This window comes from Paenibacillus suaedae, from assembly GCF_032337355.1.
Lineage (GTDB): Bacteria > Bacillota > Bacilli > Paenibacillales > Paenibacillaceae > Paenibacillus_B > Paenibacillus_B suaedae.
Window position 1 is genome coordinate 374,070 of sequence record NZ_JAVYAA010000001.1, and the last position, 23,465, is coordinate 397,534.

Consider the following 23,465-nt stretch of genomic DNA (forward strand, 5'->3'; position numbering starts at 1 on the left):
ATATAGGGGAGACGACCTTGCTTGACCACAGATGTACACATGCAATTGTTAGTTGCTATCTAGTTGCTATCTTCGAGTACTTTGTTAATTTCCACAGCTGCTTCCTTCATCAATTTCACTGGGTCGCCTTTTTCAAGAACCATCTTGCCCATTGCTTCGATGTAGAGGTTGCTGAACTCAGGGTACAATGGATGCTGCATGCGCGCTTGCACTTGGTCGAAGTTGTCAAGTACGGCTTTGTATTGTGGCCAACGCTGCATGTACGCTTTGCCTTCTTCTGTATCGATGGCCGACTTGTGTGTAGGGAGGTAGCCTACTTTTTCCGCCCACTTCAAGTTGTTCTCTTTGCCTGTCATGAATTGAATGAACTTCCAAGCTGCTTCTTTTTGATTGTCCTTAGCACCTTTCATCATGACGATGCCAGCGCCGCCGATGTTGGAGATGCGTGTTTTGTCACCCGGCAAGAAGGAAACGCCAACTTCGAATTTCGCATTTTCCACGTATGTTTTGATCATTGCGGAAGTGTGCTCAACCATACCAATTTTGCCTTCCAGGAACATTTGACGCATTGTGCCAGAAGCGCCTTTGCCGTAACCGATGTGCATGTTGCCTTCATCAACCCAACGCTTGAAGTTCTCGATGTAGCGCAGGCTTTCAGGTGTATCGATTGATGCTTTTGTCATGTCTTCGTTCAGAACAGAACCGCCGCCGTTAATCATCCAAGGATCGTAGTACCAGTTATCCCAGCCTGGAACGGAAAATGCATAGCGAACTGTTTTTCCGTCTTTCTTCTCTGTAACTTTCTTATTGTAGTCTTCGATTTCTGCCCAAGTTTGCGGAGGCTGAACGCCGAGCTTATCAAGCAATGTTTTGTTGTAGACCATAACACTCGTACTTACGATTAGCGGGAATCCAAATTGACGGCCTTCATACGCATATGCCTTAAGCATGCCTTCCGAGAAGTCGGAAGTATCAACCTTGTCGCGCTCTACATAAGGTGTCAAATCTTCGAAAATACCATCACGAGAGAAGATAGGCAAGGAAGATACTTCAACGTTCGTTACCGCTGGAACATCGCCGGCAGCTACAGCCGCAAGCAGCTTCTTATGTAGGTCTTCATATCCGCCCTGGTATACAGGCTCGACAGTAATGTAAGGATATTTCTTCTGGAACTCCCCGATCATATAGTTCAAGCCCTCAGTCTGAGCTTCTGCATGGGAGTGCCAGTATTGAATTTTAACAGGTGTCTTATCTTCCTCCTTCACAGCAGGCGCGCTTGCACCTGATTCACTGCTTTGGCCTTCTCCAGAAGATGAACCGCTCGAACAACCAATAACGGATATAAATAGTAGAGAGATGACAGTGAGCAGGGTAAACCAGCGTTTTGCTTTCATAATTACACTCCTTAGTAGAATTAAAATAACAGGTTCCCATAGTGATACATCTTGTTAGCTAACCAATCCAAATCTTTAGCGAAATTCGTCGAATCTGTGCACATGCCTCATTGTAAATGCCAATATTAAACATAGCGTTAAGCAGAAGATAAGGAATTGTAAATAATTTCATTGCTTGTTTATGGGAACCTTGTGGAAAAAGCTTATCTCATCTTATGTGAATGCGTTTTCAATCATTACTATAGAAACTCATGATTTCGTAAATTTCTATTAAAGCTAAATCGCTTTAATTATTAATAGATTGTGTATGGAAAGGTATCTTGCAATACACAGTAGTGAGTGATACAATGTAGGAAATTACCAATGACAAGGGAAGGTGGTGGAGATGTCGTGAATGTTCAATTTAAAAAGGGAGTTCTGGAGCTGTGTGTACTTGTACTTACCTATGAACAAGATCGATACGGGTATGAGCTTGTTCATCGCATCTCAGAGAAGTTCCAGGTCGCAGAGGGAACGATGTATCCACTGCTTCGCAGATTGACACAGGAAGGGTATTTTTCAACTTATCTGAAGGAGTCTCCGGAGGGGCCTCCGCGCAAGTATTACAAGCTGACGGATACAGGCAAGACCTACATGCATGAAATGCTGAAGGAATGGAGTCTATTCTCCAAAGGTGTAGATGAGATGATTGAGGAGGTAATGTCAAAATGAGCATGCAGAAGTTAGAATTTCTCATAAGATTGGAACGGGAGCTGGGGGAGATTCCTTCGGCGGAGCGTGCGGAGATCATGACGGACTTTGAGGCTCACTTCCAAGATGCGATGCAGACTGGCAAGACCGAAGAGGATATTCTAAATGCACTGGGCAGTGTACAGACCATTGCAAGCGAAATTCTTGAACAGCATCGTCAGCAGGCTTCACTAGAGGGACAGACTGAGGGGGATACACGCTCTAATGGTGAAGGAGAACGCAGTGATGGATATTCAGTAAGTGAAGAAACGCATGCTGAGGAATCGTCTCACACATTCTCTGCTTCTTCCTTTAGTCAAGAAGATCGCAGTCAATCGAATTTGTGTATTCACACACTCCGCATACATACTAGTGAGGTGGATGTCGCCATTGAATCATATGAAGGAGACCGGATCGGCTATCGCATCGAATCGGATGAGCCAGAGAAGTTCGATATTCGTGATTATATAGACGGAGATACGTATACAATATCGGCTCGAATGAGATACAATGCGAAGCGCTTTTTCTCCTTTATCAATTTACGGTATGGCGACCAGAAGTTATATATCCGTGTGCCTAGCAGCTACCAAGGAGACATTCAAGTGGTGTCTGAATCAGGAGATATTGACATGCAGCATGTTCGTGCAGACCAATTACAAATGGAATTGTCATCAGGAGATGGAGTGATTCGGCAAGGGGCATTTCAGGATGTACGAATAACAAGCAAATCCGGAGATATCCGTATGGAATATAGCTCGGCCGAACGGATAAGTATGGAGGCATCTTCAGGTGACGTGGACGTCAGCCGCATTAACACGCATACAATGGCAGTTAGGACATCATCCGGAGATGTAGATATTGAGCAGCTTCATGCTGAAGAGCTGCGTGCAGAAGTCACGTCAGGTGATCTTAGTCTCAGCGACGGTGTCGGACTTAATTGGTACTTGTCCTCTTCTTCAGGAGATATTGAAGCAGAGCGAATTCGAGCTAATATGGATATCGTTAGCCACTCTGGAGAAGTTGAAATCGACGAATTGAACGGAGCACTCTTGTTGAAGTCGAGTAGCGGGGACGTAGAGTGCACATTTGGTCGTGATATTGGCCCTTCGGTGATTGAAAGTAAATCCGGGGATATCGACGTTCGAATTTCATCGTGGGCGGCGAATGTTCAGATTGAGGCGATGGCAGATCACGGAGACTTGTCCGTGAAGCTTCCGCAAGTACGGACAGAGACGGAACGTAGGGATTACTACCGCGGAAGTATTGGAGTGGATGGACCTGTAGTTCGGATTGCATCTGTAAGTGGCGATATCGAGCTTCGGGAGACAAGAGCCTGACAGATATAGGTGCGCCTCATTTCAATGTTTATTTTTCTGCTTGCAGATATTCACATTTCTATTCACATTTCTTGAACTGTTGATTATAATAAATACAGTAATGTTGCCTCAATTCAAAAAAAATGACCATAGTGAAAATTAATCTCATTCTCAATACACATGCTGCTTCCAACACGGAAGCAGCATGATGCATTTTTAGGGGATTAACAACGATAGTCATTTTCATTTGAAGAGAGGATGAAATGAAATGAACAATACAATTTCGATGACAACATCATGGAAGCAATGGCTTGGCGAACATAAAGAATCCTGCGCAGCAGCTGGAAGCCTGCTGTTTCTGCTGCTAGCCATGTTCAGCAATCAGCTTGCTGAACAATGGGCGGTAGCGTGCTATGTACTGTCTTACGTGTGTGGAGGATGGCTTAAGTTGAAGGAAGGCCTTGTTACGCTGCTTCGCGACAGGGATTTGGATGTTAATCTACTCATGATTGCTGCCGCACTTGGCGCTGCTTCGATTGGATACTGGTCAGAAGGCGCAGTGCTTATTTTCATTTTTGCATTGAGTGGCGCACTTGAAACCTTTACGATGAACCGCAGCTCGCGGGATATCTCTGCGCTGATGGATTTGAAGCCGGAGCAAGCGCTCGTCATTCGAAATGGGATTGAATTGTTATTGCCTGTAGAGCAGTTGATAATAGGGGATCTTGTGCTTGTAAAGCCAGGTGAGCGTATACCAGCAGATGGAATGGTTCAGGATGGCCAATCCTCTGTCAACCAATCCTCGATTACAGGAGAGAGCATTCCTGTAGATAAGGCCAAGGGGGATGACGTATACGCAGGAACGGTGAATGGGCAAGGGGCTTTGTATGTTACTGTATCGAGATCAAGTGACTCGTCTCTCTTCGCGAAGATCATTCGCCTCGTTCAAGAAGCTCAGAGTGAGATGCCCAAGTCGCAGCGGATGATTGAGAAATTTGAACATATATACGCAAGAGTGATTATTGCTGCAACCTTGGCGCTTGCAGTTCTTCCCCCACTGCTGCTGCAAGAAGCATGGTCGGATGCCTTTTATCGGGCAATGGTATTTCTCGTTGTTGCCTCACCATGCGCATTGGTTGCCTCTATCATGCCAGCAACACTGTCTGCTATCTCGAACAGCGCACGAAAAGGCGTATTGTTCAAGGGAGGCGCATATTTGGATCTTATCTCGCACGTAAAGGCAATTGCCTTTGACAAGACTGGAACGCTCACCTCCGGCAAGCTGGAGGTTACGGATGTCATTCCGTATGAATCAATGGATAAACGGGAGCTTCTATCTGCTGCCGGAGCGTTGGAGAAGCTGTCCACACATCCGATCGCTAAGGCAATTGTTGCTGAAGCAGAGCGTAACCAAGAGCATACAGAAGCCACTGAGCGTTTGCTGCGCCCTACTCAATTCCAAGCACATGCCGGGCAGGGCATTGAAGCTGAATGGGAAGGGAAGCAATGGAGAATCGGCAAGCCGTCATATATTTGCTCTGAGCAAGGGATGGATGAGATGATTCGCACTCAGATCGAATCTTTGCAATGCAAAGGCAAGACGGTGATTGTGGTGGAGAGATCCGAGCGTGTTGTCGGTGTGATCGCGCTCCAGGATCGCATTCGCCCAGAGGCGATTGAAATGGTGAAGCAACTGAAGCGGCAGGGCATAGAGGTAGCGATGTTGACAGGCGATCAGAAGCAGACGGCAAGTTCTATTGCTTCTCAAGCAGGAATTGACTTGGTGTTCTCCGAACTGCTGCCGGAAGATAAGCTCAACATTATTAAGAAGCTTAAGGAGCAATATGGTCAGGTGGCGATGGTAGGCGATGGCGTCAATGATGCGCCTGCACTGGCCAGTGCAACTGTCGGGATTGCTATGGGGGCGGCAGGCAGTGACGCAGCTTTGGAGACCGCCGATGTTGTCTTGATGAACGATGATCTGGCCAACATCGCGCATGCGATCGTGCTGGGGAGAAGAACACAGTCGATTGTAAAGCAGAACATCATATTCGCTGTAGCGGTCATTACGGGGTTAATTGCAACTAACTTCATACTCGGGATTCCTCTCCCGCTTGGAGTCGTCGGACACGAGGGGAGTACGATTCTTGTCATCCTGAATGGGCTTCGTCTACTGCGATCCTAACATAAAAATTTGAATGGTTGCCCAAGTGGGCAGGAATTGATGATCTCCCTATTGAATTAGGTATGTGGAAAAAAACTCCTAAGCGAGGTTATGTTTTGGATGTTGTTTCCATAATGTGTAGGGAGGTCATTGTATTATGCTGCAGCATGGGGATAAGATCGTTATCATTGGAGATTCCATAACGGATTGTGAGCGGGCTAGACCGTATGGGGAAGGATTATTCGGAGCCAATGGCAAAGGATACGTATCCATGTTCGATGCACTAGTTCAGACGGAGCATCCTGAGATGGGAATTCGCATTGTGAATATGGGCATTAGTGGGAATACAGTGGTTGATTTAGAGCGTAGATGGGAGACAGATGTCGAACAATTGGAGCCGGACGGACTTGTTATTTGTATTGGAATTAATGATGTCTGGCGTCAATACGATATGCCCTTCGTGTCGGAGCAGCATGTAGGTTCGGATCAATATTATGACACCTTGAATCGTCTCGTTGAACGATCCAAGCCGAATGTACGCTGGATTGCGTTAATGACACCCTATTATATTGAACCGAACCAAGAAGATGCGATGCGCCGAACGATGAATGAATACGGTCGAATTGTTAAGGAGATCGCGAATGAGCATGGTACATTATTTGTAGATACACAGCAGGTCATGGATAAGCTGCTGGAGCATTTCTATCCGGCTACACTGGCATGGGATCGCGTTCATCCGAGCGCGGTTGGACATATGGCTCTAGCCAAAGCTCTGTATCAGGCATGTTTTGCGGAGTAATCCTCATGGGAACAGGAAGCCTACATGATTCTTCAGGTAAGATCACTGGGCCTTCCTGTCGCATTTTCCCTCATAGACAGTCTTTAAACTTCCACATTGTTAAACATGCTTGTTGAGAAGAGGGATAAACCGCTGTTCGTGCAAACGCTTACATTGAGAGCTTTCCAAATTCGATATTTCTAGCGAATAGGAGGGGAATTGATGTCTGTAATAGGTAGTCAGCCCGCAATGAAAAACATGTGGATTGGCAGAAGCATTGAGGAGTTCTCATCAAAGGGTGTCGTATTTTTTCACTCAAAGTTTGAATTTCCAGAGGCTCTCCCTTGCAAATTGTATCGGATCGACCATACTCACGGCAATTTGCATGAACATACCCATGATTACTTTCAAATTTGGTATGTCGTGAAGGGAGGGATCATGCATTCTTATCTCGGGAGACGTCACAAAATGCTCGCGGGAAGTGTATGCATCGTGCCTCCGTTCGCGGTACACGGTGTGGAATGGATTCCGGGACGACAGACGGAAGTCATTGGCTGCGAGTTCTTACCTTATTATATCAATGAGCGCTTTACCCAGCCTGAGCTCCAGAGTAATTTCATGGACTATCAGTATTTGCATCCTGTGCTAAGTGAAGGGGGAAGGAAGCCAACTTTAATGTCCCTCTCCGGTCAAGAAGAACGACATGTGAGGACGATTCTGGAGGAGATGCAGAGGGAGTTCCGGATGAAGACAGCTCATTACGGGCTTGTTTTAAAGGCGAATTTGCTGAAGCTTCTCGTTCTGTTGAGCCGGGGAAGTGAAGACAATGACACGAGAACAGTCGTGCAGGTAAAGAAGGAGGAAGATCGTATAAATAAGCACCGAGAGGCTGTTCAAGTCTCTCTTGATTATGTGCATAAGCATTTTCATGAGGATATTCGTCTGGAGCAGATTTGCCGGCTTGCATCACTATCCAAGACCTATTTCTGTGATGTATTTAAATCCTACACAGGCAAGTCATTTAACGAATATTTGAATGATTTCCGCATGCGTCAGGCAAGCGAGATGCTGCTGACAAGAGATACTACAGTAGCAGAGGTATGTCGGGCAGTCGGATTTCGCGATTTAACGCATTTTTCAAGGATGTTCAAACGGTGGACGGGAATCCCTCCTTCTCATTATCGCAAGAAGAGCCGCTAAATATAACGAATACTTATGATTCATATACAGGAACCGGCGACACGTTCTTGTTGCCGGTTGTATATTTCGCAGCCTGTTCATAAGTTATTCTTATTTATTCGGTAGGTATACAGTATAATGGAGGTACAGTATGTAAACGCAATCCTCCATATTCCATCTTGATTGTGCTGGACGATACTGTATGCGATATAGTGATGAAAAGGAATGATGCGAATTTGTGGACGACGGATATGATTATTTTCTTATTTGGTTCTTTACTTCTAGCGGGAGTGATTAGTGCCAAATTCTCGAATCGATTCAATGTGCCTTCACTTGTATTGTTTATTATTGTAGGGATGGCATTGAATCCTCTCATTTATTACGATAATGCGAAGTTAACGCAACTATTCGGGATTTTGGCTCTGATCATTATATTGTTCGATGGAGGAATGCAGACAAGCTGGCGTGACATTCGGCCTGTCATTGGCGGATCTGTATCGCTTGCAACCATCGGTGTATTGATTACTGCTACGGTTTTTGGTGTGTGTTCGGTATTTATCTTAGGAATTGATTGGAAAGAGGGCATGCTGATCGGTGCGATTGTCGGCTCTACGGATGCCGCAGCCGTGTTCGCAGTTCTCGGAAGCCAGAATGTGAAGAAGCGGTTGACCTCCACCTTGGAGGCGGAATCAGGAACGAATGACCCGATGGCCGTCTTCTTGACGATATCATTCATTGAATGGATTCAGATTCCGGATCTTTCCGTATGGGAAATGCTGTTCTCATTTGTATGGCAAATGGGACTTGGACTTGGCTTAGGACTGCTCGCAGGCTGGTTCATCGTTCAAGTATTGAATCGAATTGCCCTTGATACATCTGGTATGTACCCTATACTTGCAATCGGATTCGCGATTCTTACTTATAGCGGTGTTGGTCTGCTGAAGGGCAGCGGCTTCTTAGCTGTATACGTGATGGCACTTGTCATCGGCAATTCCGATTTGCAGTATCGTTTTACAATTGTAAGATTCAATGAGGGCTTCGCCTGGCTGATGCAGATCATGATGTTCATCCTTCTTGGACTTCTCGTGTTCCCGCTTCAACTGCTGGAGATTACATGGCAAGGTCTGGTGCTGTCAATTCTTCTCATGTTCGTCGCAAGACCGCTCGGTGTATTCATTAGCTTGATGTATAGTAAGTTTACAGGCAAGGAGAAGACGCTTATTGCTTGGGCAGGGTTAAAAGGTGCGGTGCCTATTGTTATGGCGACATATCCTATGATTGCAGGCTTAGAACATGGACAATTGTTCTTCAATATTGTATTCTTTATTGTTCTGACGTCTGCCCTTATTCAAGGGGCTACCATTTCTCCGCTTGCGAAGCGGCTTGGATTGGCTGGCGAACCAGGCGGGCAGCAGGTACATGCGCTTGAGCTGGTGTCGGTCGGGAAGACGAACATGGACTTGGTGAAGAAAACGATTGAGCCTGGTGCTTGTATAGAGAACAGCTACTTGCATCAATTAAGGTTGCCGGATGACACCTTGATTACAGCTATAATTCGTGGGGAAGAGATGATTGCGCCCAAAGGAACCACGCAGTTATTGGCAGGAGATGTGGCTTATGTACTCGTTGCCAAAAATCAAAGGGATGAAATAAGAAGATTGTTCACCGAGCAGATCCAAGATAGTCAATGTACGGTGACAAGTGGCAGTGCCGCGGATCGAGACCAGACAACTGTAGACACCCAATCAGACACAGAGAATCAACCGATAGTGAGCTCGACAGAACATACGGTTGTGGAGAATAAGTGGCAAGGAAAAGACTAATGTATTCATGCAGGGGAAGGCACCATGATGAACACACCATGATGAGTTAGTACGATACAATGACTTTCAAGGGGGAAGTGGAATCGTATGCTAGGATTGGAGAAGCACACGTACCGAATTCGCAAAATTGCGACGGAATGGAAGCGGGATGATAAGACGTTGCGTGGCTTGATTACTCTGCCTGTTACGGAACAACCAGTAGCAGCAGTTGTAATGAGTCATGGATTTACAGGGCATATGCTGGAGGGCAGAGGCTTCTTTCGACGGCTTAGTGAACAGTTGGCACAGGCTGGTGTCGCCGCGATTCGCTTTGACTTCGCAGGCAGCGGTGAGAGTGATGGAACGTTTGAAGAAATGACGCTGTCAACTGAGCTGGCGGATGCATTAACTGTATTTCAAGCCGTGCGTTGTATGGAAGGCATTGATTCGAATCGTGTCAGCTTACTGGGCTTCAGTATGGGGGGAGCGGTATCGCTTCTGGCAGCTTCACAGCTGGGAGAAGAGGTGCATCGCTTAGTGGGGCTTTGCCCTGCTGCCAATATCTTTGATATTGTAGCTAGAGAGGCGGCCGGTTCACGATTCAAGCAGCTGTTGGAAGAAGGGCGTATGGACATGAATGGCTTCATCGTAGGCCAAGGATTGCTGGATGATACGGCACAGCATGATATGTATGCTGCTGCATCTCGTATCCACTGTCCAACGTTGTTCGTTCATGGGACGGCTGACGGCGCTGTTCCCCCTTATATTTCTTATCGATTGGCAGCTGCGATGGATGGGCGTGCTAACATTACGTGGATTGATGGTTCTGATCATGTATTTTCGTTGTCTGAGCATTCGAAGCAAGTCTGTGAGGCGGTTGTGAAATTCTTAGCAGATAAGTAGCAAAAAGTTATGTCGTAGGAGACGAAAAAAGAAGTGACTGATGTGATCTATCTCCTTTTATTGGTATGAGCAATGCTGCACAATAGATTCAGGTATGGCGTCTATGCATTGGCGTATACGTCATGCAATGTGCCCGTCCATCTGCCCCCCAACTCCAGGTAGGGCGGGACACTTTGCGCCATTTACGCATCTGCTTGCGAGCGGGTGCGTTTTGTTCTTTCTAGAGGCTTTGCTGCAGAGCATACAGTTTGAATAACAAAAAAATGAGGAAAATGTTTCATAATACTATTGTGAAATAGGACTAATTAACCGATATTAGTAGTAGTGCGTAAAAGTACAGCGAGGTTAAGAGAAGAAAGGTGAAGGCAAATAGATGAAGTATGAGAAATTGAATGAAGAGTTTAAGCATGTTGGCTACAGTCCGTACCGTTATGTTCATATTGTGGATGTAACGACAGAAGCAGTTGATTTTGATCACCGTGAGAAAGAACGTCTCGATCAATTAGTAATTGGGTCAGAAGAACCAATGACTGAAGAACAGTTGAAGGAAGAGGCACGCGCGAAGTTGATGGAAGAGCATCCAGATTTCCAGTTTTTCCGTGAGGTACAGGTGGCGAAATTGGATGTAGTGAAGTGCTTTGATCTAGAACTGTAGTAGAAACGAGAAGGAAGCAGCGTTTGTGAATTTGGATGCTAAGTTCTCCCCTTAGGTGTGTTTTTATGCAACGGGTACGATGCCGCACGTAAGGGGACGAGCTTTCTAAATAGCAGCACAGGTACCTATAGCGATAAGGAGATGAATCGGTTGTTCAAGGGGCTTAAGAGAGTACAGGGGACGACATCACGGAAAGTGGATTGGAAATCACTCGTTTCATCCGTATTTCAGAATCCATCCCGTTCCGTGGGAACGAAGTTATTTCTTGTATTTGTAATCAGCATTATTGTGTTCGTTTTTAGTGTTGGCATGATTTCGTATCTATTCTCCAAGAATGCAATTGAAGATCAAGCATCCAAGTCCAATTATCAGACTATGATCCAAGCAGCGCAAAAAATTGATCTTCAGCTGACCCAGTTCAACAATATGACGATGCAGATTATGTTCGATCCAAACCTGACTGCTTCGCTCAAAACCTTGAAGGACAATCAGCTTAGCGCTTATGAAAAGATTCAATCTACGGAAGCGATTACGAAAACGCTTCAAACCTACAGTGTTGGCAATCCATTAATTGAGAACATTTATTTGATCCCAATTGATCCAAAGCGCAATACGATGGCTGCACTTGGCATTCGGAGTAAGCTGGACGATTTGCGCAAGCAACCATGGTTTGAAGAAGCAACGAAGAGCAATGGACAATCCATTTGGGTAGATACAATGCCGAAAGGTGTTGATAAGGCGCCGGAGCCTACATTCGGAATTGCAAGACCAATGCGTGATTTGAATTCCGGGATGGCTGAATACATCGTTCTAATGGAAATTAGACTGGCTACTTTCCAGAAGTCGCTCGATGGGATTAATCTAGGCGAGGGATCTACCGTTCAAGTGGTGAATCGTGCGGGTCATTTTATTTATACCGAGGAAGATGGGAAGTTGACCAAGGAAGCTCCGAAGTGGCTTCTGCCGGAGGTTGAGGAGGGCAATACTAGTGCGATTAGCGGAAGCAGGAAGATAAGCTCTGATTCCGATGGCGAGATGCTCCTGGTCTATGATCAGATGCCGTCGAGTCGCTGGCTGCTAGTTGGAGCGGTCCCTGTAGCTGAGCTGGTGAAGGAAGCCAAGTCCATCTTGACACTTACATTCATCTCTATGCTGGCTGCCGCTGTCATCGCAGTCGTAATCGGCTGGTTGGTAATTCAATGGGTAGCGACACCACTCGTGAAGCTGCGGAATCTCATGAATGAGGGTGCACAGGGCAATCTGGCAGTACGCGCAGTTCCTAAGTCTAAGGATGAGATTGGCCAGCTTGCGAATGGGTTTAATACGATGATGGAGCAGATTACGAATCTCGTGAAGAGCACAGATGCAAGCGCTCGTGCCGTCTTAGATACAGCTTCTTACTTGTCTGAAGCATCACGCAGCACCGCGATCTCCGCGAAGGAAATTGCGATTGCAACAGAGGAAATTGCGAAGGGAGCTACTTCGCTGGCGGTAGAGGCTGAGCGAGGCCATGATCTCACGCATAGTATTGCTTCACAAATGTCGAATGTTATTGATGCCAACGGGCAAATGGATCATTCGGTTCAGGCGGTTGCCGAATCGAGCACGCTTGGTGCATCAAATATGACTTCCTTAATGAGCCGTACGACTTCCACCGGGGATATGATGCGCTCGCTTGCGACGAAGGTCAATACACTGAGTGACAGTACACAATCGATTCGCAAAATTTTGGATGTCCTCCATAACATGACGAAGCAAACGAACATTCTGTCCCTGAATGCAACCATTGAGGCTGCGCGTGCAGGAACAGCAGGCAAGGGGTTCATGGTCGTTGCTGATGAAATTCGGAACCTTGCTGATCAATCAAGGCAGTCCATCGATATCGTTGGGCAAATTACGGAGAAGATTCAGCTAGAGATTACGGAGACCGTAACAGCGTTGTCAGAAGCTTTCCCACTCTTCCAGAAACAAGCGGAAGCTGTACAGGAGACAGATGTCATCTTCTCAACGGTACAGCAGCAAATGGATGGCATGATTCAGCAGCTTGGAAATGTGACAGGCTCCATTGGGCGTCTAAATGAGGCACAGTCCATTCTGGTAGAAGCGATGAGCAATGTAAGTGCGGTTGCGGAAGAGGCATCTGCTACTTCCGAAGAGGTTGCATCGTTAAGCACGGAACAGTTGAATGTATCGAACCGCTTAGTCGAGCTGTCTCAGCAGCTTGAAGATGTATCCTCGAATCTGAAGGAAACCTTATCTCAATTCAAATATTAGTACCGATAGAGAAAGCCCGTATCTCCAACGAGAGATACGGGCTCCTGTATGATCGGCGACTTTAAAGCATCTATATAGTAGAATGGCAGCAGCTATTTTTCTTGATTTTCTGATTTAACGATTTAATTTGATCTCGCCTACCTGAGTAGAAATCAATAAAGATGGGCTCTTCGTATTGGCTGCCCCAATATGGCCTTTAACTTTCTTCGATACGATCATATTGGATGTACTTGCCCCGTCCAACTCGACATTATTAGTGATACTTCCCATATTAGTGGATAGCTCTACAGCCAGTGATTCCAGCTTCTCCGGCAAATCAAATGTTATCTTGCCAAACTCAGTATGAAGCTTAGTGCTCTCCATTCCCATTACATTGGAGGATGAAATATCGCTCGCACTGCCGTTGACAACTAGATGGCTAGGATACAGCCCAGACTCGGATTCAAGTGAGAGTTTTCCAAAATCATTGTTAATCTCTAAAGTGTCGTAATCCTTGACTGGAACTCGGACAATTAGTGATGGCGGAGAATCTGTATTTATGAAACTTTTTTGTTTAGAATGCAATTTAATCGTCAGCGTATTATCGTTTATTGTGCCGCTCACATCTGTCTCCATTGAACTGGATGTTCCATCTATAAGCTCATATTGTGCTTGACTTAATTGATGATCTCCGATAACGGTAATGTGGGCAGCTGTACTTAGAATACGGATCGTATGTATTTGGTTAACATCAAATTGTTTTTTCTTTGGATTGCTAGTTGATATTTTGCTCAATGCAGTTGAACCTTTTTCAGATATAGCTGAAGAAGATACTTCTGTGACGCTTGTATTCGATGCTGCTGTGGTTGCATGATCCGAAGCACACCCTGCCAAACTTATACTTGCTGTGGATAAGAGAATACATGCAAATTTGGTGTATCTCATTGTTCGTCTTCCTTTCAAATAGTAGTGTAATTACAAGTGGGAACTATGCAAACAAGACATGCTTCATGTTACCTGATTAAGGAACATTTGGTAACGTACTTCGGTCTGTTCACGTCCTAGACTTATGTCTAGGATGGAGAGGACTTGGATCGACATATTTGACATTGATCCGGAGATTGGGTGTAACGATTGATTTAGGAAAAATATGTTGAAAATTGGATGGAATTATGATACTGTTGAAATAACTTCACACAATAATGTACGGAAGCACCGTCATGAAACGAAGCATCAATATTGATGCCCGTTTAATGGCGGTGTTTTTTTATGTCCATATTGAATTGCGGGGCGTTCTAATCCGTGAAGTAGAAAGGGGGGGGAGTGGGATTAACAGATGGGATATTGTAGTGGCACATCCGCAGAAGCGCATTTTAGACGGATACACAGATTATTGGAAGCAATCGACCTATGCTGAGAAGCTTCACCTTCGTGTATTTACTCAGGCGGATACACTTGGTCACTATTTGCGCTTGAAGCCAGGCATACATGTTCTAGTCGCGGCACCTGAGCTGCTTGGGACACTCTCTTCATCCGATGTGAGAGGAATAATCGTGATCGCATTATCCGCAGAGAAGTCTGAACAACTGACAGGGGCCGACTTCCCTTGTAGGATAGAGAATCCATATCAGCCCATTCCGCAACTGTTCCAATCCATCATTGAATATTGTGAATCGGACAATGCCTCTGAAGGGGACAAGCGGAGCAACACAGCGTGCCGTATCGTTGGCATTACTTCAACCTCAGGCGGAGCAGGGAAGTCAACAACGGCATTTCATTTATCAGCTGTGGCTGCTCAATCAGGTCTTCGACCCTTCCTTCTGAATGTAGATCCGATCCAAGAATACAGCTTGCTGCTACAAGAAGCGATCGAACAGAACGAAAATCAGAGCAACTTAGCACAATTATTTTACTACTTGAAGAAGGCTCAGGGAGGGCCGGGGAGTGAGCTGCTGTCCTTAGAGCCATATATGCTGAGTGTTCCTGCAATAGGAGCGCGAATGCTCCATCCGAAGCAGTTAGCAGAGGAATGGAAGTGGATGGATGCCAGTATGCTGCGATTATTGTTGAATACGCTTCGGAGCAGCGGGCAGTACGACTTGATTATTGTGGAGGGCGCGCATTTCCACTCTCCATTCGAAGCGGTATGGGATGTGGCAGATCAGGTAATGTGGCTTCTCCTAGATGATATGGCCTATATACAGAAGACGAAGCTGTTACTGCAGCAGTGGGCGCTTGCGGAAGAGTCTGTTGTGCGTCATCGAAGCAAGCTCATTCGGATGGGTGTGAATCGTTATATGGGGACGATGCTCAATTCATGGCAGCAGCGTGATGCTCCGATCTCAGGATATCTGCCTTACATACCGGCTTGGAAGCAAATTTATCGATTTGATCAATGGCTTCAATCGAGTGTATTCCGCTCAACCTTGGAGGAATGGGCAGGTTCAGAGTTGAGATTATTCAGCGGAGCGCGGTAAGGGGTGAGTCGATGGTACATGGGGACGAGGGGTACCAGTTTCAGCTGAAGCCTTCTGGGACAGAGTCTAATCTGATGTCGCTTGATGAATTGTATCTTACAATTCGGCAGCAGGTGCGCGAGAGTATGGAATGGGGGGAACCGTTATCTGATGAAGCATTAACAGAGAGGATCGAACAAGCGTTGTTTGCGTTTTCGAAGGCGATGAATTTGACCTCGGCAGATCTTCGAATGGTAGTACGTAGGGTCTTTTATTCTTTCCGTGGTCTTGATGCGCTTCAGCCGCTTGTTGATGATCCGGAAATTACGGAGATTATGGTGAACAGTCATCGGGAATTGTTCGTTGAACGTCAAGGACATATGGAGAAATTAAATCATACCTTCGAAAGCGAGGAGAAGCTGGAGGACATTATTCAGGCGATTGTCTCTCAAGTAAATCGCACGGTGAATGAGTCTTCACCAATCGTCGATGCGAGATTGCGAGATGGATCAAGGGTTCATGTTGTTCTGCCCCCAATTGCGCTTAAGGGACCCACGGTAACGATTCGGAAGTTTCCTTCTAAGCCGCTTCATATGGAGGATCTCATACGATACGGCGCGATGAGTGAAGAGGCGGCACAAATTCTGCAGACGCTGGTAAGGGCGAAGTACAATTTATTCATCAGTGGTGGAACTGGATCGGGCAAGACGACGTTCTTGAACGCTTTGTCTCAGTTCATTCCATCTGATGAACGGGTGATTACAATTGAGGATGCAGCAGAGCTGCAAATTCATTCAGTGCCGAATCTGGTGTCATTGGAAACGCGCAATGCGAATTCGGAAGGAAAGGGAGCCATAGCCATGCGTGACCTTATTCGAGCTTCGCTTCGGATGCGGCCAAACCGCATTATAGTGGGAGAGGTGCGCGGTGCTGAGGCTTTGGATATGCTTCAGGCAATGAATACGGGCCATGATGGTTCTTTATCTACGGGTCATTCCAATGGGCCCAAAGATATGGTGAGTCGCTTGGAAACGATGGTATTGAGTGGGGCTTCGCTGCCGGTTGTCGTCGTTAGACAGCAGATTGCCTCCGCAATTGATGTCATTGTTCATTTGGCAAGGATGCGAGATGGATCCCGCAAAGTGCAGGAGATTGCAGAAGTAATTGGATTTGCAGAAGGTGAAGTGAAGCTGTCGAGCCTGTATCAATTCGTGGAACACGGGCAGGAAGGCGGAAAAATTCTAGGAGGCCTTGTTAAGCGCGATACGCTGCAGCATGTGGACAAACTGCGAATGGCGGGGCTGACTCTGCCTCAAGCACAAGGGGGCGCGGACGATGAAGGGATCGAAGATCAAGACTGAAGCTGGACTGCCTCGCTACGATGTATATCATTTGAACCGCAAGGAGCAGCTACTGGCGATCTTTGTTGGATGTTCTGTAATGGCTGGAATCGGATATCTGTTCTACCAGCATTGGATCGGGATGATCCTGCTGTCAGTCATTGGGGTTCGATTTACCCAGATTCGGCAGCGGACACTGCTGGAACGAAAGCGGTCACAATTGACCCAACAGTTCAAGCAGACCTTGTATTCTTTGTCTTCTGCACTAGGTGCAGGGCGATCAATGGAGAATGCTTTCCGTGAGGCTGCACAGGATTTGAGGCTGCTCTATCCCGGAACTGATGTGGATATGATTCGGGAGCTTCGTATTTTGTCGTTGCGAATGGAGCATGGCGAGCCAGTGGAACGAGCCATGATGGACTTCAGTGAGCGGGCACAGCAGGACGATATCGCGAATTTTGCAGATGTATTTGTTACTTGCAAGCGGACAGGCGGGGATTTCATTGAAGTGGTGCGCAGAACTTCCTCCGTTATTGGAGAGAAGATGGATATTATGCAGGAGATAGAAGTATTAGTCGCACAGAAGAAGCTGGAGATGAAAGCGATGATGGCAGCTCCATTTTTGTTTCTAGCTTTTCTCAATATGACCTCGCCTGATTTTATGACGCCGTTATATGAAGGAGTCGGCAGAGTGATTGCAACAGCTGCATTGATTGTGTTGTCCATTGGGATCTTGCTAATTCGCAAATTAATGGATATTAGAGTGTAGTAATATCGTTTATGCCATATAGCAGGGAGGAGGTTGGTAGATGCTGCCCTCATGGATGTGGGGATTGGCATGCCTGCTTGTAATAGGGATTTATGCTGTGATGAATCATGTAGGAAAGGCCCGCTATACGGAATTACTTGCCTCGATCCAGTCGGAAGTAAAGACAGCGAAATGGCTTCCAGCACCTCTGATGTGGCTGGAACGATTACAACCAACGCTTGATACACATCCTGCACTGGTTCAGTTGAGGCAGTCGCTTATGCAAATGCACGGTCCAGCCCTGTCCCATACGATGTATCGCGCACTTCTTGCGGAGATGGGATTGTATGTATTTGCGGGCGTCGTAGCTGGATGTATCCTCCCTGCTGTGACGGACGGAAGTTTCGCCAACATGGCTGGAGGGATGCTGCTCGGTATCGTTCTGCCGCTAGTACGCGGGAAGGAGGTAGTCGGTAAGGCGGAACGCAGACGTCAGGATATTCAACTGGAGCTCCCCGAATTGATTAATAAGCTGAATCTGCTCGTACAAGCGGGAGAGACAGTTCCCAAGGCTCTTGCAACTTGCATTGAGCGGAAGAAGTCGGAGAACGAGCACCCATTATACATCGAACTATTCCGAATGATGTCAGATGTACAGAATGGTTATTCTTTTGCTCAGGCCATGGAACTGCTGGCGAAGCGCTGCACGATGCAGGAAGTTTCGATGTTCGTCACGACGGTGCTGATTAATCAGCGGCGTGGAGGAGAGACATTTGTGCTCGCGATGGCGGATTTGAGCCGACAGCTGTGGGATAAGCGCAAGGCGGTGGCTCGCAAGCGAGGCGAAGAGGTATCTACCAAGCTGGTGTTTCCGATGATGCTCATGTTCCTCGTTGTACTAGTTGTCGTAGGAGCTCCTGCATTGTTAATGATGCAAGGGTGAGGAATAAGCAATTTCACTTATGATGTAATTCAATTGAAGGAGGATCAAGATATGAATTCACTTTGGAAACGGTTATGGACGGAAGAAGATGGGCTTGGCATGGTGGAACTGGTCATTATCATTGCAGTTATTGTAGTTTTAGCGATTGCTTTTAGGGAGCAAATCAAAGGATTTCTGACAAGGCTGTTCACGAAAGTAGATAAACAGACGGATGAAATTTTTAAATAGTAATTGTAAGTAATAATTGGAGGTAATAGAGGAGGGTTACAAGCTGCATAAAAAGCTACGTAAATGGTGGAAACGGCTTGCCTCCGAAGATGGGGCCTACACCGTTGAAGCGAGTATAATCTTTCCGGTTGTTTTCTATTGCTGCTTAGCAATGCTCTTCTTCGCCATGTTAATGTTCCAGCATGTTATGTCATCACATGCTGCTACGTTAGCGGCGGAACGGGGGGCGGCGTTCTGGGACAACAGCTATAAAGATGAAACCAGGGGATCTTACCCTGTAGGAAAACATGATGGTCTGTATTGGCGGATGCTGGATGATTATATGCTGGATCGTTTGCTTGGTGTTGTTACCGGCAGTGTGACCAACGAAGTATCACTGCCGGTCAGTAGTGACTCTGAGTCTCTGCCGGAGAAGAAGCTGATACGTGCAGGAAGACTGCTGCCTCCGGTATTCCATGGAGAGATGAAATTCGACAATATTGCAATTGAGCGGAAGGTGACCGTCTCTCTCGAACGGCCATTGTATCAAACGGCATTCGAACGTTTAACTAGACGACGTGTATCTGGAGAAGGAGGAGCATCTGCTGCAGTCGTAGAGCCTGTAGAATTTATTCGTTCCGTAGAATTTGCGAGGTACATGTCAACGAAGCTGACACAATGGAATAAGAAGGGGATATCGAATGAACAAGCTGCAGATACAATCAAGCGTGCGGCGAAATAGCAAAGCCAATGATGTAGCGATGTCTCATACATGCGGAGGTGCTGGAAATGATGGGGGACGAGAGTAATGCCCGAATACGGCGGAATTTGTGGAAAGAAATTCGAGGTTCCGTGTCCGTCCTGCTCATTTTCATAGTAGCTGCAATCTTTTTATTTACAAGTGTACTTATTGACTACGCACGAATTGCTGCTGCTGAATGGAGGGCAGAGGTACTCGCTCAGACTGGAATTCGCTCCGTCATGTCCGCCTATGAACCGGCACTGCAGCAACGGTATCAATTGTTTGCTTATGGGAAGAGCGATCCTGCTTTCATAATGGATGAAGTGATGCGGGATCAGGCTGAGCTTAAGGCGACGGGGGTCTTTCCCTGGGTGCCTGTGCTGCTTGATAGTCATACTACCTCGATCACTAGGGAACTTGGTCGATATGACGAACTCGAGCGGCAAATCTTAGAGGAGATGAAGTATAAAGCTCCTGTTCAATTTGCCTTCGATTTGTCCAGCAAGTTGAAGCCGATGTCCAAAGTGATGAAGGAGGCAGCGCAGACGACAGAACTGTTATCCAAGCTGCAGAAGCTAGTTGATAAGCGCGATAAGGAAATAGCCTCTGCCTTCAAGCTCCAGAAGTCGCTTCGCAATTATGCGGCGCGTTCTGATCTTTCTAGTCGGATTGCAACGGGAGAAAGTGATATTATGCGCGACAGCTCGCTTGGTTCAATTGGAAGTGCAGCGGATGTGGGAGCTCAATATGCAGACTATGTACATAAGATTCGTCTGGATTCGAATCGCGGTAAGGATGAGGACAAGCAGTATGAGAATGAAACGGATGACTATGAATCCGATTCATGGGATATATCGCGTAGGCTGACATCTACAACATCTAGTTTGCTGGATCAACATCGCATCGGATTGAACACAGCTCTGTCGCATATAGAGAAAGCCCGTCAATATAATGAGGACATGAAGCGTGTCATTCAAGAGGTACGCGCAAGCTCGAACTATAACGGTTATGACCGAGTTGGACAATCTAGCGAGCAGAGTGAAGGGACAATGGATGAATCGGACCAGATGTCAGATTCGATTAAGCGTATTAATGAAGCTGCGGATGACCTAGTGCTGCCAGATGACTTCCTTACCGAATGGAAGCAGGAAATGGAAGAACAGCATCGGAGTATGGAACAAGTAAATGATGCAGCAAACCGTGTTCAATCGATGGTCAGTCAAATTGTCGGGAGAAGCATATCCGCTTATAACATGAAAACTTCGATCCTTAGCCTGTGGAGGCAGTGGGAGCAATATGCAAAAGATTATATTGGCAGCTCGAATGTGATAGATGCTAGAGAACAGCGATTTGAACAGGGCCGATCTACAGAGAAGGAACGCAAGCAGAAAGAGAAGGAAGCGAATAGAAAGCTCGGGAAAGCGGCAGACTTATTGTCCTCATTGAAGAAGCTGAATGATCAATTGAAGGAGCATGAACAGCTGTTTCAAGAAGTGAAAGAGAAGGCTAATGCAATCGCTGCATTTAATGAACATGAGTCCAGTGAGGAGTCGGCAGTTGACCAAGAACGTGACGATGCGGTAGAAGAGGGGAAGGAGTCTATGGACGCTGTTACCTCTATCTATGATAGCATTGCTAACGGATTTAGCATGTTAAGAGATCGTTTATACCGTGATGAGTATGCGTTTCTCTATTTCAACACCTATGACCCTACGAAATTGAAATCGATACTTACTTCAGAGCAGTCTGCGGAAGAACTGATAAAGTCCTTATCCATACATAATCAAGAAGTGGAGTACCTATTGTATGGTCTTCATAATCCAGCAGGCAATGTGGCTGCAGCGTTGGGGGAGATCTTTGCTATGCGGCTTGCTATTCGTACAATGGAGGGCTTTATCGAATGTGCGAACTTGAGACATCCGCTGCTTATATTAGTAGCAGCTATTATTTATGGGATTGAACAGGCAGTTCAAGATATGATCCTTCTTGCTACGCAAGACAAAGTGCCAATTTCGAAATACTTGCCTTCCGTCACATTGTCTTACTCGGATCACTTGCGATTATTTATGCTCGTCCATGGCAGTCGGGAAGGAATGTTGAAGCGAATGCTCGCACTCATTCATCAAAATACAGGTATCGACCCCACGACAAGAGGTACCTATGGCGAGACGGAGCTGCGAATAAGCACACCGTTGTGGTTTCTACCCGGGGTTATGAAGTGGATTGGACAAACCGGCATATTGGGCGGTGAAGTCGAGAATGGAAGATACTATGCAACAAAGACATCCGTGTTCTCCTACTAGTGGCAAGTTACTAGCTCGGGCAAGGGGCTGGTTCATACGATTTGGCAATTGGCTCCGTCGCTATATGGGGGACGGTAGAGCCAGCATCACAGTCGAAGCTGCGCTAATGCTGCCTATGGTGCTGCTTTTGTTTTTGTTTTTTGTATATATGATTTACGCTTCTGTCGTTACGACATCCTTGCAATCTGCTGCGACGAATACGGTGAAGCAGATTGCCGCTCATATGTATCCCATCGAACTGATGACGAAGAAGGTTGGAGCGGAAGCAGGGGACAACAACAGTCCTTGGCTCCACAAGCCGCCGGCAATCGCTCTGAAAATGACGGCACGTCATTTCGCCGAGCGCTTCAGCAATGCTTTGCCACCTCCATTGAATCAATGGGCATCCGAACATGTGGTGGACTGGGCGGAGAAGCGAGCGGAAGCGGCGGGGGAATGGGGTCAAGCGCGAGTCGGAGAAGCCTTGATAAAGCCTTTGTTCGTCCGTTACGGGATTCGAGGGACACTTAGAGAAGATCGGATCCGGATCACACATGTGAAGCTGCCGGATATTGTAGAGAAGGAAGACCCATATATCGCAATTGAAGTGGAATATGATCTGCCGATGCGTGTGCCGTTCTTATATAAGACGATCACGATCGCTGCAAGAGCATCTGAGAGAGTTTGGATTGGGGATGGTCCGCAGCCCGGTTCAGCCAATAAAGAGTCAGGCACGGAAGAGAAAGGTGCGCCACCCGCTTTTGTTAGTTTGGAACCGGAACCGCTATTGCCAGGCCGCAAGGCCAAGTTAACAGCGAAGGCTAAGCCGCATGAAAAAGTCGAACTCGTAATCTTCTATAAGAGCGGCAAGAGCCAAGCGAGGCACATCGGTTGGGCAGAAGCGGATGCCGATGGGAATATAAGCTGGCTATGGCATGTCTCAGGCAATACAACCTCAGGTACGTGGAGATTAGTTATGAATACGGGAGACGGAAGAAGTGCGGAAAGGCAATTTATCGTAAAGTGATCTGGAGTCATACCGCATGGGAGAAGGGGGCTGCCAAATGATGTGGTCGAGTTGGCTATGTGGGATATTGCTAGTGGCTGCGTTCACCACGGATTTGCTTACTCGTAAAATACCAAATTATTTAACGGTCTCAATAGTACTTGCTGCACTAACTGGATATTGCGCTGTAAGTGGATGGGACGGTTTGCTGTTCAGTCTATTCGGAGCGGGCTGTGGGTTTGGGATCATGCTTGTTCTATTCTTGCTGCGTGCGGTCGGGGCAGGGGATGTGAAGTTGTTTGCAGCGATTGGCGCCAGCATGGGAGCTAATTTTGCATGGGAGACGTTTATCTATGCCATTATCTATGGGGGACTGATTGCAGCAGGGATTATGCTGTTCGGGCATGGGAGAAGGTGGAGGCGCATCGGGATCGCAATCATTCAATTTTTTTGGCTTCGCTCCGTAACACCCTTGAAACAGCTAACCTTGAACCAAGCGACCTTTCCATTTATGTGGGCGGTACTGCCTGCAGCGGCAACCGTTTATTGGACTCAATTATGGATATAG

The 23,465-nt window shown here is 46.6% G+C and carries 20 protein-coding genes; 18 read left to right on the forward strand and 2 right to left on the reverse strand.

The window, feature by feature from the left end; genetic code table 11:
• Positions 1–59 precede the first annotated feature (59 nt).
• Complete coding sequence (locus RQP50_RS01670) at positions 60–1,394, reverse strand: ABC transporter substrate-binding protein (protein ID WP_315742746.1); 1,335 nt, start codon at positions 1,392–1,394, stop codon at positions 60–62.
• Between the two features lie 390 nt (positions 1,395–1,784).
• Between RQP50_RS01670 and RQP50_RS01675 the strand changes: the two genes are divergently transcribed.
• From RQP50_RS01675 to RQP50_RS01715, 9 genes are all read left to right on the forward strand, one after another.
• Positions 1,785–2,105 carry a PadR family transcriptional regulator gene (locus RQP50_RS01675; RefSeq protein WP_072727374.1) on the forward strand — a complete coding sequence of 107 codons (321 nt, stop codon included), beginning with the start codon at positions 1,785–1,787 and terminating at the stop codon, positions 2,103–2,105.
• Complete coding sequence (locus RQP50_RS01680) at positions 2,102–3,460, forward strand: DUF4097 family beta strand repeat-containing protein (RefSeq protein ID WP_315742748.1); 1,359 nt, start codon at positions 2,102–2,104, stop codon at positions 3,458–3,460. Before RQP50_RS01675 ends, RQP50_RS01680 begins: the two co-directional genes overlap by 4 nt.
• Positions 3,461–3,707: 247 nt before the next feature.
• A complete protein-coding gene (locus RQP50_RS01685; protein ID WP_072727372.1) occupies positions 3,708–5,624 on the forward strand; it encodes a heavy metal translocating P-type ATPase in 1,917 nt (638 codons plus the stop codon).
• Positions 5,625–5,757: 133 nt separating this feature from the next.
• The gene (locus RQP50_RS01690; protein ID WP_028531682.1) at positions 5,758–6,402 is read left to right on the forward strand and encodes an SGNH/GDSL hydrolase family protein; all 645 of its coding nucleotides are present in this window, start codon (positions 5,758–5,760) and stop codon (positions 6,400–6,402) included.
• 201 nt (positions 6,403–6,603) lie between these two features.
• Positions 6,604–7,581: an AraC family transcriptional regulator gene (locus RQP50_RS01695; protein ID WP_083544778.1), complete on the forward strand. Its 978-nt coding sequence runs from the start codon at positions 6,604–6,606 to the stop codon at positions 7,579–7,581.
• A 194-nt stretch (positions 7,582–7,775) separates the two neighbouring features.
• Entirely contained in the window at positions 7,776–9,383 is a 1,608-nt protein-coding gene (locus tag RQP50_RS01700) for a potassium/proton antiporter (RefSeq protein WP_315742752.1), read from the forward strand.
• A gap of 87 nt (positions 9,384–9,470) precedes the next feature.
• Complete coding sequence (locus tag RQP50_RS01705) at positions 9,471–10,265, forward strand: alpha/beta hydrolase family protein (protein ID WP_185929427.1); 795 nt, start codon at positions 9,471–9,473, stop codon at positions 10,263–10,265.
• Between the two features lie 373 nt (positions 10,266–10,638).
• Positions 10,639–10,920, forward strand: a complete 282-nt coding sequence (locus RQP50_RS01710; RefSeq protein ID WP_072727370.1) for a hypothetical protein — start codon at positions 10,639–10,641, stop codon at positions 10,918–10,920.
• Positions 10,921–11,070: 150 nt separating this feature from the next.
• Entirely contained in the window at positions 11,071–13,194 is a 2,124-nt protein-coding gene (locus RQP50_RS01715) for a methyl-accepting chemotaxis protein (protein ID WP_227774283.1), read from the forward strand.
• A gap of 114 nt (positions 13,195–13,308) precedes the next feature.
• Here the strand turns inward: RQP50_RS01715 and RQP50_RS01720 are convergent, their stop codons facing one another.
• The gene (locus tag RQP50_RS01720) at positions 13,309–14,118 is read right to left on the reverse strand and encodes a hypothetical protein (RefSeq protein WP_315742758.1); all 810 of its coding nucleotides are present in this window, start codon (positions 14,116–14,118) and stop codon (positions 13,309–13,311) included.
• 275 nt (positions 14,119–14,393) lie between these two features.
• Between RQP50_RS01720 and RQP50_RS01725 the strand changes: the two genes are divergently transcribed.
• The 9 genes from RQP50_RS01725 (at position 14,394) to RQP50_RS01765 (ending at position 23,465) form a co-directional block, all read left to right on the forward strand.
• Positions 14,394–15,650, forward strand: a complete 1,257-nt coding sequence (locus RQP50_RS01725; RefSeq protein ID WP_315742760.1) for a nucleotide-binding protein — start codon at positions 14,394–14,396, stop codon at positions 15,648–15,650.
• A gap of 74 nt (positions 15,651–15,724) precedes the next feature.
• Positions 15,725–16,990 carry a CpaF family protein gene (locus tag RQP50_RS01730; RefSeq protein WP_315744527.1) on the forward strand — a complete coding sequence of 422 codons (1,266 nt, stop codon included), beginning with the start codon at positions 15,725–15,727 and terminating at the stop codon, positions 16,988–16,990.
• Complete coding sequence (locus tag RQP50_RS01735; protein WP_315742762.1) at positions 16,965–17,738, forward strand: type II secretion system F family protein; 774 nt, start codon at positions 16,965–16,967, stop codon at positions 17,736–17,738. The genes RQP50_RS01730 and RQP50_RS01735 overlap by 26 nt, the downstream gene beginning before the upstream one ends.
• 40 nt (positions 17,739–17,778) lie before the next feature.
• Positions 17,779–18,660: a type II secretion system F family protein gene (locus RQP50_RS01740; protein ID WP_315742764.1), complete on the forward strand. Its 882-nt coding sequence runs from the start codon at positions 17,779–17,781 to the stop codon at positions 18,658–18,660.
• Between the two features lie 51 nt (positions 18,661–18,711).
• A complete protein-coding gene (locus RQP50_RS01745) occupies positions 18,712–18,888 on the forward strand; it encodes a Flp1 family type IVb pilin (protein WP_021256385.1) in 177 nt (58 codons plus the stop codon).
• A 187-nt stretch (positions 18,889–19,075) separates the two neighbouring features.
• Positions 19,076–19,609 carry a pilus assembly protein gene (locus RQP50_RS01750; RefSeq protein ID WP_315742768.1) on the forward strand — a complete coding sequence of 178 codons (534 nt, stop codon included), beginning with the start codon at positions 19,076–19,078 and terminating at the stop codon, positions 19,607–19,609.
• A gap of 47 nt (positions 19,610–19,656) precedes the next feature.
• On the forward strand, positions 19,657–21,912 hold the full coding sequence (locus tag RQP50_RS01755) for an acyl-CoA cholesterol acyltransferase (protein WP_315742770.1): 2,256 nt from the start codon (positions 19,657–19,659) through the stop codon (positions 21,910–21,912).
• Positions 21,881–22,918: an AAA family ATPase gene (locus RQP50_RS01760; RefSeq protein ID WP_315742772.1), complete on the forward strand. Its 1,038-nt coding sequence runs from the start codon at positions 21,881–21,883 to the stop codon at positions 22,916–22,918. The genes RQP50_RS01755 and RQP50_RS01760 overlap by 32 nt, the downstream gene beginning before the upstream one ends.
• A 37-nt stretch (positions 22,919–22,955) precedes the next feature.
• Entirely contained in the window at positions 22,956–23,465 is a 510-nt protein-coding gene (locus tag RQP50_RS01765; RefSeq protein ID WP_315742774.1) for an A24 family peptidase, read from the forward strand.

Bases quoted from the DNA above. Each gene is read 5' to 3' on its own strand.
- RQP50_RS01670 (WP_315742746.1), bottom strand. From the start codon at position 1,394: ATGAAAGCAAAACGCTGGTTTACCCTGCTCACTGTCATCTCTCTACTA.
- RQP50_RS01680 (WP_315742748.1), top strand. From the start codon at position 2,102: ATGAGCATGCAGAAGTTAGAATTTCTCATAAGATTGGAACGGGAGCTG.
- RQP50_RS01685 (WP_072727372.1), top strand. From the start codon at position 3,708: ATGAACAATACAATTTCGATGACAACATCATGGAAGCAATGGCTTGGC.
- RQP50_RS01695 (WP_083544778.1), top strand. From the start codon at position 6,604: ATGTCTGTAATAGGTAGTCAGCCCGCAATGAAAAACATGTGGATTGGC.
- RQP50_RS01700 (WP_315742752.1), top strand. From the start codon at position 7,776: ATGAAAAGGAATGATGCGAATTTGTGGACGACGGATATGATTATTTTC.
- RQP50_RS01705 (WP_185929427.1), top strand. From the start codon at position 9,471: ATGCTAGGATTGGAGAAGCACACGTACCGAATTCGCAAAATTGCGACG.
- RQP50_RS01710 (WP_072727370.1), top strand. From the start codon at position 10,639: ATGAAGTATGAGAAATTGAATGAAGAGTTTAAGCATGTTGGCTACAGT.
- RQP50_RS01720 (WP_315742758.1), bottom strand. From the start codon at position 14,118: ATGAGATACACCAAATTTGCATGTATTCTCTTATCCACAGCAAGTATA.
- RQP50_RS01725 (WP_315742760.1), top strand. From the start codon at position 14,394: ATGAAACGAAGCATCAATATTGATGCCCGTTTAATGGCGGTGTTTTTT.
- RQP50_RS01730 (WP_315744527.1), top strand. From the start codon at position 15,725: ATGTCGCTTGATGAATTGTATCTTACAATTCGGCAGCAGGTGCGCGAG.
- RQP50_RS01735 (WP_315742762.1), top strand. From the start codon at position 16,965: ATGAAGGGATCGAAGATCAAGACTGAAGCTGGACTGCCTCGCTACGAT.
- RQP50_RS01740 (WP_315742764.1), top strand. From the start codon at position 17,779: ATGCTGCCCTCATGGATGTGGGGATTGGCATGCCTGCTTGTAATAGGG.
- RQP50_RS01745 (WP_021256385.1), top strand. From the start codon at position 18,712: ATGAATTCACTTTGGAAACGGTTATGGACGGAAGAAGATGGGCTTGGC.
- RQP50_RS01750 (WP_315742768.1), top strand. From the start codon at position 19,076: ATGTCATCACATGCTGCTACGTTAGCGGCGGAACGGGGGGCGGCGTTC.
- RQP50_RS01755 (WP_315742770.1), top strand. From the start codon at position 19,657: ATGATGGGGGACGAGAGTAATGCCCGAATACGGCGGAATTTGTGGAAA.
- RQP50_RS01760 (WP_315742772.1), top strand. From the start codon at position 21,881: ATGCAACAAAGACATCCGTGTTCTCCTACTAGTGGCAAGTTACTAGCT.
- RQP50_RS01765 (WP_315742774.1), top strand. From the start codon at position 22,956: ATGATGTGGTCGAGTTGGCTATGTGGGATATTGCTAGTGGCTGCGTTC.